This window comes from Alishewanella sp. HL-SH05, from assembly GCF_052655985.1.
On record NZ_CP199753.1, the window covers coordinates 1,517,886 to 1,531,074 of the forward strand.

Annotated in this window: 10 protein-coding genes; 5 read left to right on the plus strand and 5 right to left on the minus strand. The window is 44.1% G+C overall.

Annotation, left to right across the window (positions count from 1 at the left end):
* The first annotated feature begins 11 nt into the window (after positions 1-11).
* Positions 12-1,343 carry a sugar MFS transporter gene (locus ACUJFL_RS06980; protein WP_445428826.1) on the plus strand — a complete coding sequence of 444 codons (1,332 nt, stop codon included), beginning with the start codon at positions 12-14 and terminating at the stop codon, positions 1,341-1,343.
* 13 nt (positions 1,344-1,356) lie between these two features.
* On the opposite strand, the gene nagB is transcribed toward ACUJFL_RS06980, so the two are convergent.
* Positions 1,357-2,154 carry a glucosamine-6-phosphate deaminase gene (nagB, locus tag ACUJFL_RS06985; RefSeq protein ID WP_445428827.1) on the minus strand — a complete coding sequence of 266 codons (798 nt, stop codon included), beginning with the start codon at positions 2,152-2,154 and terminating at the stop codon, positions 1,357-1,359.
* Between the two features lie 87 nt (positions 2,155-2,241).
* Complete coding sequence (locus ACUJFL_RS06990; protein ID WP_445429066.1) at positions 2,242-2,985, minus strand: class I SAM-dependent DNA methyltransferase; 744 nt, start codon at positions 2,983-2,985, stop codon at positions 2,242-2,244.
* 210 nt (positions 2,986-3,195) lie between these two features.
* On the opposite strand from ACUJFL_RS06990, the gene ACUJFL_RS06995 reads away from it, so the two are divergent.
* Positions 3,196-5,307, plus strand: a complete 2,112-nt coding sequence (locus ACUJFL_RS06995; protein ID WP_445428828.1) for a hypothetical protein — start codon at positions 3,196-3,198, stop codon at positions 5,305-5,307.
* A gap of 149 nt (positions 5,308-5,456) precedes the next feature.
* On the opposite strand, the gene prsR is transcribed toward ACUJFL_RS06995, so the two are convergent.
* From prsR to ACUJFL_RS07010, 3 genes are read right to left on the minus strand one after another with little or no spacing between them, the layout of a single operon-like run.
* Positions 5,457-6,818 carry a PEP-CTERM-box response regulator transcription factor gene (gene prsR / locus ACUJFL_RS07000; protein WP_445428829.1) on the minus strand — a complete coding sequence of 454 codons (1,362 nt, stop codon included), beginning with the start codon at positions 6,816-6,818 and terminating at the stop codon, positions 5,457-5,459.
* A gap of 2 nt (positions 6,819-6,820) precedes the next feature.
* Complete coding sequence (gene prsK, locus ACUJFL_RS07005; protein WP_445428830.1) at positions 6,821-8,884, minus strand: XrtA/PEP-CTERM system histidine kinase PrsK; 2,064 nt, start codon at positions 8,882-8,884, stop codon at positions 6,821-6,823.
* A 15-nt stretch (positions 8,885-8,899) separates the two neighbouring features.
* The gene (locus ACUJFL_RS07010) at positions 8,900-9,661 is read right to left on the minus strand and encodes a S1 family peptidase (protein ID WP_229585095.1); all 762 of its coding nucleotides are present in this window, start codon (positions 9,659-9,661) and stop codon (positions 8,900-8,902) included.
* A 316-nt stretch (positions 9,662-9,977) separates the two neighbouring features.
* On the opposite strand from ACUJFL_RS07010, the gene ACUJFL_RS07015 reads away from it, so the two are divergent.
* The 3 genes from ACUJFL_RS07015 to ACUJFL_RS07025 all read left to right on the plus strand — a co-directional run bounded on the left by ACUJFL_RS07015 (position 9,978) and on the right by ACUJFL_RS07025 (position 12,989).
* The gene (locus tag ACUJFL_RS07015; RefSeq protein ID WP_445428831.1) at positions 9,978-10,835 is read left to right on the plus strand and encodes a PEP-CTERM/exosortase system-associated acyltransferase; all 858 of its coding nucleotides are present in this window, start codon (positions 9,978-9,980) and stop codon (positions 10,833-10,835) included.
* Between the two features lie 25 nt (positions 10,836-10,860).
* Positions 10,861-11,715 carry a ThiF family adenylyltransferase gene (locus tag ACUJFL_RS07020; RefSeq protein ID WP_445428832.1) on the plus strand — a complete coding sequence of 285 codons (855 nt, stop codon included), beginning with the start codon at positions 10,861-10,863 and terminating at the stop codon, positions 11,713-11,715.
* Between the two features lie 434 nt (positions 11,716-12,149).
* Complete coding sequence (locus ACUJFL_RS07025) at positions 12,150-12,989, plus strand: PEP-CTERM sorting domain-containing protein (RefSeq protein WP_445428833.1); 840 nt, start codon at positions 12,150-12,152, stop codon at positions 12,987-12,989.
* Positions 12,990-13,189: the final 200 nt, after the last annotated feature.

Genomic DNA, 13,189 nt, shown 5'->3' on the forward strand with positions numbered 1-13,189 from the left:
TGGCAGGAAATATGATGGATAAGTCTTTGCGCACACCCTCGACCGTTTCAACGCTAGGCCCGATGATAATTATCGGCATCTTGTTCTTTGTGTTTGGTTTTGTTACTTGGCTTAATGGTGCGCTGATCCCCTTTTTACAAATTGTTTGTCAGTTAAACGAGTTTCAAGCCTTTTTTGTTACCACCGCCTTTTATATTGCCTACACGGTAATGGCTTTACCCATGTCGTTTTTATTAAATCTACTGGGTTATAAAAAGAGTATGTTGGCGGGCTTACTGATTATGGCCGTTGGCGCTTTATTATTTATTCCTGCGGCACAAAGCGCTTGGTATCCGTTATTTTTATTCGCGTTATTTACCTTGGGTACTGGTTTAACCATTTTACAGACAGCGACCAACCCTTATATCGTCTGTATTGGCCCGCGCGAAAGTGCTGCCATGCGCATCAGTATTATGGGTATTGTTAACAAGGCCGCCGGTATTATTGTGCCGTTTGTGTTTGCGTCTATGGTGCTGAGTAATATCGATCAGTTCTCTGCCCAAGCCTTGGCTAAATTGTCTGAGGTAGAACAGCAAGTGCAATTGGCCACGTTATCAGAGCGCTTAGTGCTACCTTATCTTTATATGACGGGCGCATTATTGCTATTAGCGTTTTTTATCGGTTTTGCCCCCTTACCTGAATTACCCGCCAGCGAGACCGCGACTCAGCGTGACAGCAATCATTTACGTGCAGTATTGGCTAAGCCGCAGTTGGTATTTGGGGTGCTGGCATTGTTTTGTTATGTCGGGGTAGAGGTAATTGCCGGTGATACCATTGCGCTTTATGGCAAGCATTTAGCCGTTGGTCATTTTGGTGTGTTAACGTCTTATACCATGAGTTTTATGGTGCTGGGCTACGTGCTAGGCGTGGTATTGATCCCGCGCTGGTTAAGCCAAGCTCGCGCTTTACAAATCTCAGCATTAAGCGGAATTGGCTTTAGTTTGGGGGTGATCTTTGCTTCAACCGATAGCCAGTGGTTATCAAGCGTGCTGATTGGCTGGTTAGGTTTTGCCACCGTGCCTGACTCAGTAATGTTTTTAGCCTTGTTAGGTTTAGCCAATGCGTTAGTCTGGCCAGCCGTGTGGCCTCTGGCTTTAGAAGGTTTAGGTAAATTAACGGCGACAGGCTCAGCGCTATTGATTATGGGCATTGCGGGTGGAGCAGTGTTACCATTAACTTATGGTTACCTGGCGGAGCAAAGTGGCAGTAACCAACAAGCTTATTGGTTATTACTACCTTGTTATGTGTTTATCTTATTTTATGCCTTTAAAGGCCATAAATGGCGACAGTGGGCCGCCGGTTAACGATTGCTGGCGACTAGGGCTGTCGTTGAAATCGCTGATATAACGCCGCGGTTTCTTTGGCAACATGCCGATAAAACGCTTGGTGTTGTAGTGCGGAGGCCGCTGCTTCATCAACCACAACAATGGCTTGTGGGTGGAGTTGTAAGGCGGAAGCGGGGCAAACTGCACTCAGCGGCCCCTCAACTAACGCCTGCACGGCTGGCGCTTTCGCACTGCCAGTGGCAAGTAGCATAATTTTCTTTGCTTCTAAAATGGTGCCAATACCCATCGTGATCGACAAATGCGGTTGATACTCGCCTACCTTAAAAAAACGCGCATTGTCGGTAATGGTTTGTGCAGTTAACGTTTTAATCCGAGTACGCGACTGTAATGACGACGTTGGTTCATTAAAGCCAATATGACCATTGCGGCCTAACCCTAATAACTGCAAATCAATACCGCTTGCAGACTTAATAAGCTGCTCATAATCCATGCAGGCTTGCCAAGGATCTGCCGCTGCGCCCAGCGGCACGTGCGTATGTTCAGGGTTAATATCAATATGCGCAAATAGGTGTTGCTGCATAAAAGCACGATAACTTTGCGGGTGTTCGGGGGCTAAACCGAGGTATTCATCTAGGTTAAAGGTTTTAACCTGAGCAAAGGATAATTCGGCAGCCTGATAAGCCGCAATCAGGCGTTGATATAACGCCAAGGGTGTCGATCCGGTGGCTAAACCTAACACTGAGTTAGGTTTTTGGGCTATCTGCTGTTTAAACACCTTGGCGCCATAGTCAGCTACGGCGGCGCCATCTGCTAAAATCACCACTTGCATGGCGGTATTCCTAAAAAACATTAAGGTCATTAATGTAGCAGGTTTTGACTAGGGCTTGTTGACGTTTGTCAGACCGTTTCGGTGGTTTTAGCGCTTCACACACACAAACAGCGCATTACCGCTTTGCGTGTCCCAGGGTTGGATGCGTTGGTAATCATGCTCTAACACATGCACTTCAAAATAAGGTGCAAGCAGCGCCAGTAATTCAGTAAAACTCACGGCCACCATGGTATGGCTGTCTTGCCATTGCTCGGTGTGCCCTGCGGTTTCTCGGCTGATGTGTAAATTAAGGGCTTGTTGCTCACCTTGCCCAGAGTAATACCACGACGAGGCAAAGGTAAAACGACTTTGCTGATATTCACTACTATGTGAAGCGGATAATTGATTGCTTATGCGATCTTTATCAACCGCATTGAAACAAAACAGACCGCCGGGGCGTAATGCTTGGCTCACGTGACGTAAGCAGCTTTGTAAACCAGCTAGGCTGGCGCTGTAATGAATGGAGTAAAGTAAACAAGTGATCAAATCGACTGGCTCGGCCAGCTGAAAGTAACACAGATCTTGTTGCATAAACTGCGCATCTGGGCAACGAATGGCCGCCAGATCGAGCATCGGCTGGTTCAAATCTAAGCCCGTACACTGATAACCTTGTTGCAGCAAATGCCAAATGTGCGGCGCGGTGCCGCAGGCCAAATCAACATGCTGCTTGCCACCATTTCCAAATAACCCGGCAATCCGCGCGATAGCTTGGCTTTGCTGTTGATAATTAATATCGGCACAAAGCACATCGTAATAGGCCGATAAGTCTGTGTAGAGCGCATTGGACGAAATCATGGATCGCCGCCTCGGCAAGAAAAGGTGGCGCATAATATAGTAGTTTTGCTGTTTGGCAAAGTGATGTGATGCTTAAATACTGCACAATAATGCTTGTGACATAAATGCTGAAATACTTTATTAGAGCAATACTGTTTTTTTATTAGCAAAAACAAGCTGAGTCGCTTATGCTTTTTTATGCATATTATCAATACAGGGAAAGATACATTGACGACCAAAACAACCTCACATCAATGGCGCTTTTTTCGCTCAGGCGGCTTTGACCAAGTCTCTATAGAAACCGCCGCCGATTTACTCCACTTAGGCGAACTTAATCCCAAACTTTGGACTGTACTGAATTGCCCGACTACGGGCTTAGAGTTTGATGAGCGCACTTTGGCGCTGATGGACAATGACGGCGATGGCCAGATCCGCGTGCCTGAAATTCTTAGCGCAGTAAGCTGGAGTTGTCAGCGGTTAACCGATGCCAGTGTTATGTTTGCTCAGCCTGGTTTACCGCTCGCCAGTATTTCTAAAGCGGATGCCGAAGGCGAGGGCATTTATCATGCCGCCGAAAAAGTCATGGCTTATTTGCAGATCCCGGCAGATCAACCGATCCAGGTAACCGACTTAACCAACACCAGCCAATTGTTTTCACCCAATCACTGTAATGGTGACGGTGTCATTATGCCTGAGCTGACCAGTGATGCAGCACTACAGCAATGTATTGCTGAGATCATCAGTACACAAGGTGGCGTGGCTGATCGCAGTGGTGGAATGGGCGTAACACAGGATACCGTAACAAGTTTTTGGGCACAGCTACAAGCCGTGCAAGACTGGCATGCGGCCTATGCCAATGAACAAGGTTTACTGTGCCCGCTAGCAGAAAACACCGCGGCGGCCGTTGCGGTATTTGAGCAAGTGCAAGCGAAAATTGACGACTACTTTGTGCGTTGCCAACTCGCCGCCTTTGATGGCCGTGCCAGTGATAATTTAAACCCGTTAACGTCTATGTACGACGGCCTAGCCAATCGGGTTATTGCCGAGCAAGACAGTGATATTGCTTCATTACCCTTATCTGAAATTGCAGCAGATCGGGCTTTACCTTTGGTAGATGGCATTAACCCAGCATGGCAAACACAAATTGCTGCGTTAACCAGCAGCGTATTACAACCTTTGTTAGGTGACGATTACGCTGAATTAAACCACGCCGATTGGCGCAAGGTATCCGCTCAACTGGCGGCCTGGCGTAATTGGCAAGCCGCGCGCCCAGCTACTGCGGTGCATGACTTAGGTTTAGATCGCATTAACGAACTGCTAGCCAGTGATTTTAAAGCGCAATTAGAACAACTGATCGCCGATGATTTAGCCGCGAGTACTTTTGCCGATAACTTATTAGCACTGGAAAAGCTAACGCGTTATCAACAAAACCTCGTGACCTTACTGCGCAACTTCGTGACTTTTAGCGATTTTTATCATGGCGATTCAAAAGCGATCTTCCAAGCAGGTACGCTTTACTTGGATCAACGTAGCTGTGAATTAGTGATGCGCGTAGCCGATCCAGCGCGACACGCTTCTATGGCACCTTTTAGCGGCTGTTATTTGGTGTACTGCACCTGTGTGCGCCAAGGTGAAAAACCCATCAATATTGTTGCGGCACTGACTAACGGTGACGTCGATGAATTAATGGTGCCAGGCCGTAACGGTATTTTCTATGATCGACAAGGCCGAGATTGGCGTGCCAGTGTCACCAAAGTGGTAGCGCAACCGGTCAGTATTCCGCAAGCGTTTTGGTCACCGTATCGCCGCATAGCGGCCTTTATTGAATCGCAAGTGCAAAAATTTGCTGCCTCGCGTGATAAAGATATCGAAAGTAAAACCAGCAGTAGTGCCGCTTCCCCCACGGCGGTGGCCAGTAGCTTTGATATTGCGAAGTTTGCCGGTATCTTTGCCGCTATTGGTTTAGCTTTAGGTGCTTTAGGTACCGCTTTAGCTGCGGTGGTTGCCGGTTTGTTTTCGTTAGCATGGTGGCAAATACCGATCGTACTAGCGGCAGTGATGTTGCTGATTTCAACACCGTCGATGATTTTGGCTTATCTCACATTACGTCGGCGTAATGTGGGGCCACTATTAGATGCTAATGGTTGGGCGGTAAACACCCGCGCGAAAATCAACGTACCCTTTGGTGCGTCTTTAACCGGTGTCGCGAAATTGCCTGCTGGCGCGAAACGCAGCTTAAGCGATCCTTATGCAGAAAAACCTAGCCCATGGCGTTTGCCATTGCTATTGGTGTTTTTAGCAGGTGCAGCTTGGTTAGGTTGGTGGCATTTCTTTAGTTAATACGTGAAATGGGTTGAACTCGGCTTTGATTGCCGAGCTACCCAAAAAAATCCCCCTAAGCCTTAATGACTGCGGGGGATTTTTTATTGCCGTGTCACTACACATAACGCAACAGTTGAAAATTGGGGCCATTAATAAGCAATACTGTTTTAAGTTTCGGTATCCGTGCTACGTAAATCGTACATTTTATACTTTTCAATTAAGGCATAGAGTGTGGGGCGAGTAATACCTAAAAGATCGGCAGCCTTAGATAAGTTACCTTCAGTCATCATATGGGCTTGGCGGATTGCTTGAGTTTCAACGTCTTCACGCATTTGCCGTAAAGTTTGCATCTTAATATTGCCATTTGGGGCCACTAAGCCTAAATCTTCGGCATCAATTTGCTTTGACTCTGCCATGATCACTGCAGATTTCACTTTGTTCTGCAATTCACGAATATTGCCAGGCCAACTATGCGATAGCATGGCTTTGGTTGCCTGCTCAGAGAAGCCTTGCACATTAGAATGGTATTCTTCATTAAAGCGCTGCAATAACGCTTTAGCGATTAAAATAATATCGTGACCACGGCTACGCAGTGGCGGGATGCGCAGGATGATTTCACTCACCCGATAAAAGAGATCTTCGCGGAAGGTTTGTTGGCTGACCATCTCTTGTAAATCGCGGTGCGTTGCGCAAATAACGCGAACATCCACTTCAATTTCACTGCGGCCACCAACACGTTCAATTACCCGCTCTTGCAAAAAACGCAGCATTTTAGCTTGTAAGCTTAAAGGCATATCGCCAATTTCATCCAGCAGCAAGGTACCGCCATTAGCACATTCAATTTTACCAAGGGTAGTTTTAACTGCGCCGGTAAAAGCGCCTTTTTCATAGCCAAATAATTCGCTTTCAAGCAGGTTTTCTGGAATAGAGGCACAGTTAATGGCAATAAAGGGTTTATCGGCGCGAGCGCTTTGCTTATGTATGGTGCGCGCAAACACTTCCTTACCCGTGCCGCTCTCACCCAATAATAGCGTGGTGATTTCAGTCGGGGCTATTTTCTCAACCACACGACAAGCTTTGATCATTGCCTCGCTGTTGCCTAAAATATCCGTCTGTTGCTGCGAATTGTTTTTTAGCGCTTTGTTCTCTTTTTCTAGCTCAGTGAGCTTAAAGGCGCGTTGTAAAATGATGTTAAGTACATCGGCATCAATCGGTTTTTGATAGTAATCATAGGCACCCAGGGCAATAGCTTGCAGGGCATGGCTATTATCGGTACTACCGGTTAACACTATTACCTTAGTATCGGGCGCTGAGCCTAAAATGTCAGATAAACACGCTAGGCCTTCGGTCGCATTTGTCGGATCCGGAGGTAAGCCTAAATCAAGGGTAACAACCGAGGGCTCGTAGCGTCTAAGATGTGTCATCGCTTGTTGCCGATCACCAGCAAAAACTAATTCGTAATCGCTCAAGCTCCACTTTAATTGTTTTTGGATCCCGAGATCGTCTTCAATTACCAATACTGTTTTCATGGCTATAACGTTCCTTGCGCTGAGAGGTAAGTGGTTTCTTCTTCGTCTACTTCCGATTGTAAAGGAAGATGGATACTAAAAGTAGTTCCTTCACCTATGGTGCTACTGACTTTGATTGAACCACCTGCTTGCTCAATAAAGACTTGTGCATCGTACACGCCAATGCCCATGCCTGCATTGCCTTTTGTCGTGTCAAAGGGTTTAAACAACCGATGTTCAATAAAATCAGCGCTCATACCACAGCCAGTATCGCAAATACTCAGCAACAAATCGGTCGATGTTGTTTGCATATACACCTTTATGCTTCCAGTAGACGGCGTGGCATGTTGGGCATTATCTAATAAGTGAAACATCACATTCGCAAAGCGGTGTTGGTCTAACATTAGCTGACAATCTTGCCGAACAATCAGTTCTGGTTGTGGTGATTTTACCGCACAGCGTTGCTCAATAACTTGGCTGATTATTTCTGCTACCGAGAAACTGCGCTGCGGGCGCTCGTTGGATTGCTTCGTGGTCAGTTGCAACAGCATATTATCTAAGCGTTGTTGCATCGACTCTAAAGTACTGAAGGTATCATCAATAAATTCAGGGTTGTGCCGGTGCTTTTGAGCGTTGCGTAAGGTTAAATCTAACTGTGCCTTTACGTTTTTTAAATCGTGTACTACAAAAGCAGACATGCGGCTAAAGGCAATAAACTGAGCATTCTCGCTCAGTTTATCACTGTGCTGCATCAGCAACAGCAGGGTAGCAATTTGCTCCGATACCACAGACAGATAATCCCGCAGCTCCCAGTTTAATTTTAGCTTTTGCTCGTTACCTGCCTGCATAATACATACGCCCCAAAGGCCTGCTTTAGTGCGAATAGGCAACAGCAATTGCAGTTTTAATTGATCTTTCGCTAAATCAGCTGTTAATGCCCCTTGCGACTCTGTTAAATCAATCTGCCAGTTTTGGTTGGCGTATTGGCTTTGATAACGCTGTAATAGCGTAACCTCAGCTTCAGTTAAGGGGGCTCTACCATGCAGTGCCAATATTTTTAACTCACCTTGCGGTCGATATTGCACAATGGCACCTTGGCCGTAATTAATGCTTTGTAACCATACTTGCAAAATTTTGTAATGGCGATCGACATGGCTAATATCGATCTGTTTTAAGCCACTGGTTAGTGCCAACCACTTTTCACGATAATCAAAACTATTGGCAAAAAAATGTTTTTCAATAAAAACTTTTAAGCGCCTGCGGATAGTGCCAGATAACACCAGCAGTAGCATTAAAGCAAAACCGAGCACAATAAAACTGGTTTGCAGTAACTCAGACCAACTACCGCCAATGTATCGTAAATAAAAGCCTGTAATGGCAAGTAATAGCAGGTATACCCCTGCGGCCATCACTAAAGTGCTTTGTAAAACAATATCTCGTGAAATATAGACATTAATGCCCCATGCCTCGATGCGCCGAATAGCGATAACTAAAAACGGGATCATCAACGTAAAAATAAAGCCACGAGCTTGCCAAAGGTGTGAGTCTATTCGGGCAAATAACGCCGATTCCGCAAGCAACACAAAATCAAACAGTATGCATACCGCTAAGGCAATCAGCAGGGGTTTAAACTGCCAGCGTTGTTGCACATTTGTTTTACGGTAAATCGCTTCTAAAATAGCCAGTTGCAGTATAGCAATAAGTAAATTACCCACATAAATAAGATGCTGACTCATCCAGTGGTTTAAGCCAAAGGCAGTCCACAGTACAAAGCCGAGTAGAGTTGCGATAACCGATTTATTCAAAAAAAAGTTTTGCCACTCTCCGTGATGTTTAAGTGCGGCAAGTAAGAACAGTGATAACAGCAGATTGCGACTATTTTCTACAAGGTAAGAGCCGGAATTGACGTAGGGAAGTTGCAATGACCACGCATAATAACCCGCCCACACCACACTAACGACGCTAAAAGCAAACAATAAGCCACGCTGAACCGAGTTGCTTTTAGTGGTTAATATCAATAAAGCAAAGATTAAATAGCTTATCGCCGCGATGCCAAAGCCTAGTTGTTCTGCAGAAATGTCGATCACGTTGGATAACTCTTATCAGTTAGATTTTAATTGTTGAATATATTTGGCAGGAATTGCGTAACTGATGCCACTGGGATCCGATAACACAGACTCTTTACTGGCTTTAATATAGGTTTGGTTAATAACGCCAATGACCTCACCGTTAGCAGCATTATACAGGGGGCTACCGCTGTTGCCGGGATATGCCACCGCGTCAAGCTGGTAAATTAAGTAAGGTTGGCGCAGCTGCCGTAAAGCGGCTGCATGCAATTGGCTGGCTTGATCCGCAGGGATAATAATGGGCGAATGTGCCGCGATAATGCCTCGGTGGGTTGCTGGATAAAGCCCTAACACACTGGTAATAGGGTAACCGGTGAATGCAATTTCAAGCCCTTCCGGTGCCAGTTCGCTTTGGCTACTTAATGTAACAGCAGGTAATTGATTGTCGATGCTTAACAAAGCCAGATCATGCTCAGGTGCCAAACGGCGCGAGGTGATCTGGTGTTGTTTGACTTGCTGCACCGAGCCCGATAACACCACATATGTCTCCATTTTACTTTCATCTAAGCCGCGGCTGACTACGTGATAATTGGTGACCACTAGATTACCAGGGCTAATCACAAAGCCTGTACCCACTAACTGTATCCGCGGTGAGGCAGTCGGGTTATATATGCCTATCGCTACTACCGAAGGTTTTATTTTTTTTATAACATCAACTAACTGTGCATTGCTCATCGAAGAAAATAAAGCCAATATACAAAGTAAGAAAAATCGGTACAAATGCATCTTAATTACCATCAGTATTATCCTTAATTGAGCTAATATTATCTTACTATGCTAATTTTTGCCTGGCAGAGCTAGGAAAAAACGCTGTTTCTACACCATACTACAAAAGAGAGGCCATAAACTAATTTTGCGTATGCAGCCGCAAAACTCACTTAAGAAATATTGTTTAACGCTAAATTAATTGTTGCTGCTTATAGATGGCTGATTTATAAGGTATGTATATCGGCAACTAAAATTCCATAGCAAGGTAAAGTAATGATTGACGTAGTTTAGATGATTGCTTTGCGCGTTGCTAAACAGCGAATTGAAATTGTAAATAGAGGATATAATGAAAAAAATCAGCAGCTTTGCAGATAATCCGGTTATTGGGGGCGTAGTAAAAAAAGCGATATCTTCGCTCGCTAGTAAAGATGCTAAAAATATATCTGAGCATTTTTCTCACTATTTACAGCCAACCATTGCTAATAGCCATGCTTTAAGAGAAGAAGTTTACCGTTTACGGCATCAAGTTTATTGTGAAGAACTACAATTTGAACAAACCAATTCCGTACACCAAGAAAAAGATGATTTTGATGAACACGCTATTCATTGTTTTGTTAGACACTTATCTTCAAAGCAACTCGCAGGAACAGTGCGCTTAATATACTCTCGTCAGCCAGATGAATTATTACCTATCGAAAAATATTGCTCGCATGCCATTACCGATAAACATATTTTCCCAGGGCGTTTTGCCCGAGAAGAGATCTGTGAAATATCTCGCTTAGCGGTACCAGCCGCATTTCGAAAACGGGCGGTCGATAACTTTGCGGGCGCGGCTACGGGTGCCATTGATCACACTACGTTCTCTGCCACAGAATTACGCTGCTTCCCTTATATTGCCATTTGTTTGTATATGTCTGCTGCTGCGATGTCTTATAAAACCAAACGTTATTATGGTTTCGTGATGATGGAGCCTCGCTTAGCAAAAAGTTTAAGTTACGTAGGGATCAAATTTCATCAACTCGGTGATGCGGTTGAATATCACGGTTTACGCGCAGCTTATTTTATCGATTCACGTGAATTACGTAAAACGCTCAGTGGTGGCTATCAATCATTATTAAAATCGGTTGAACACGAGTTATTTGGTGAGTTATCAGAAGAAATGTTGTTAGAACCCAATGAACGCTTACTAGGCTGGAGCCTTTAAGCTATTCGTTTAACAAGGAAAGGGTATGTTTGATTATAACCGCGCGTTTTCTCGTAATCTCGGTTGGGTTACAGAAACCGAGCAACAACAGCTAAAACATTTCAAAGTGGCTATTGCTGGGTTAGGCGGGGTAGGTGGTGAGCATTTACTCACATTATGTCGTTTGGGGGTGCAACGTTTCAGTTTGGCTGATTTTGATCAGTTCGATGTGCATAATTTTAACCGACAGGCCGGTGCCAATGTTCACACTGTTGATGAAGATAAATTAGCTGTGATGGCGAGAATGGCCGCCGAAATTAATCCTGATGCTGAATTTACGTGTTTTGAGCAAGGGGTAATGGCTGAAAATGTAGATGCATTCTTGGCTGATGCCGATATTTACGTTGATAGCTTAGATTTTTTTGCTTTAGATGCCCGCAAATTGGTATTTAAACGCTGTGAAGAGCTCGGCATACCCGTTGTTACGGCAGCACCTTTAGGAATGGGCTGCGCTTTTTTAAGCTTTATGCCAGGTAAAATGAGCTTTGAACAATACTTTTGTTTTGAAAACCACAGCCGCGAAGAACAACTGTTGCGCTTTTTAGTTGGCGTATCGCCCGCTATGTTACAACGCGATTATTTGGTTGATGACAGTCGCGTTAATTTCCGAGAAGAGCGGGGCCCTTCAACTGCCATGGCGGTTAAATTGTGCTCCGGTATTGCTATTACCAACACTTTAAAAATCTTGTTCAAAAGAGGGCCGGTGATCAGTGCTCCCTATGGTTTGCATTTTGATGCTTACCGCAATAAATTCACTAAAACATGGCGGCCGTTTGGTAATAAAGGTTTGTTGCCGCGCATTATGTTGTTTATTGCCCGCCGCATCGTTCTGAAAAAATAAGAGCGCAAGTTCCCAATCAATAAACGCTGCTAAATGCCCCTATTGCGTGGCATTTAGCAGAACGAAATCGCCCTAAAAATCCTACTTTAAACACCGCTGTGTTAGCGTTTCCCCTTAGCGCCAATACCGCATTTTGTATTATTAGTAAGTACCTTGGGTTGTTTTGCGCGAGCACCAATAGGTAAAAAGCTCTATTGTTGTTGAAGAAGGCTTATTACTTTTTATTATGAAAAATCGTTTATTTAACCAGCAATATCGATTTAGCTACTCCGAGAAAAACTCCCAGAACGGCTATTTTTGTCAGGATAATTTACAGATTTTGTTTTGATTTTAAGTTGGATTTTTTAAGTTGTTGTTTATAGTCGTCTTTTATTTCTGGCACGCGTTGTGCATTAACTGGAGAGAGTTACTTAATTTTTTGAAAGGAACAAAAAATGAAAAAGTTCACAGTTTTAGCAACCATAATGGCTGCAGGTTTATTTGCTAGTAATGTTAATGCTGCACCAATCAAAATTGATGCGTCTGCTGTTCCTGGTGTCGTAGGTGCAAGCATGACTGATGCATTCGAATTTTTAACATTAGGTACTTTTAATCCGTTATCAATTTATACACCGTCAAACCCTATGATGGGCATACAAAATGGCGATGCAGTTAAAGATGTTGGCTCAGCCAATGTAACTGCTTTAAATCCATTAGCTTTTGGTAGTAATAAAGGCGGTTTTGATGTTTCATGGGGTATGAAAGTTAGTTGGAATTTAGCGGGTACTGCCGTGGTTATCCCAACTCCAATAAGCGCTCCAAATACTACTTATTTAGGTCAGTTTAATGCTGGTAATGTAGCATTTAGTATTTGTAGTACTCCTTCTGCGTGTACAAATGTGCTTAACTTAAGCATTACTGGCTCACAGTTAAACGATCCGCTTTCTGGCGCAGTAGGTATTGAAATTTTCGGTACAGTATCATCAGCTATGACTGGCGTGTTCTTTGATGCCTCAGGTACTGATTTCGCAACTAAAATCGGCTTAGGCGAAATGGTTTTTGGTATTGCAAGTAGCGACATATTTGGTGTTCAAAATCCCCCAACTTCTGCCTTTTGTCGCACATCGACAGGTGCTTTAAAAGCGGGTGCTGCTGCAGGTGATTTATGTCGTTCAACAACTTTAAACTCTGTTGATATTGCTTTTGTACCAGAACCTGCTTCATTAGCCATCTTAGGCTTAGGTTTAATGGGCATGGGTTTCTCAGCTCGTCGTAAAAACAAAGCTACTGCATAATAGCTTTAATTAGATGATAAAAATCCGGCACGAGTTGCCGGATTTTTTATTTGTGTTGCTTAACAATAAAACAGCTTGTTGTATGTCCTTTACTTTGAACCCCGCTAAATTGCTTTGTTAAATTCTTATCTTATTGCTGTTTTAATTTCTTATTCACGCCATAATATACAATCACTTAAGTTGAAATCTTATTTTAGCAC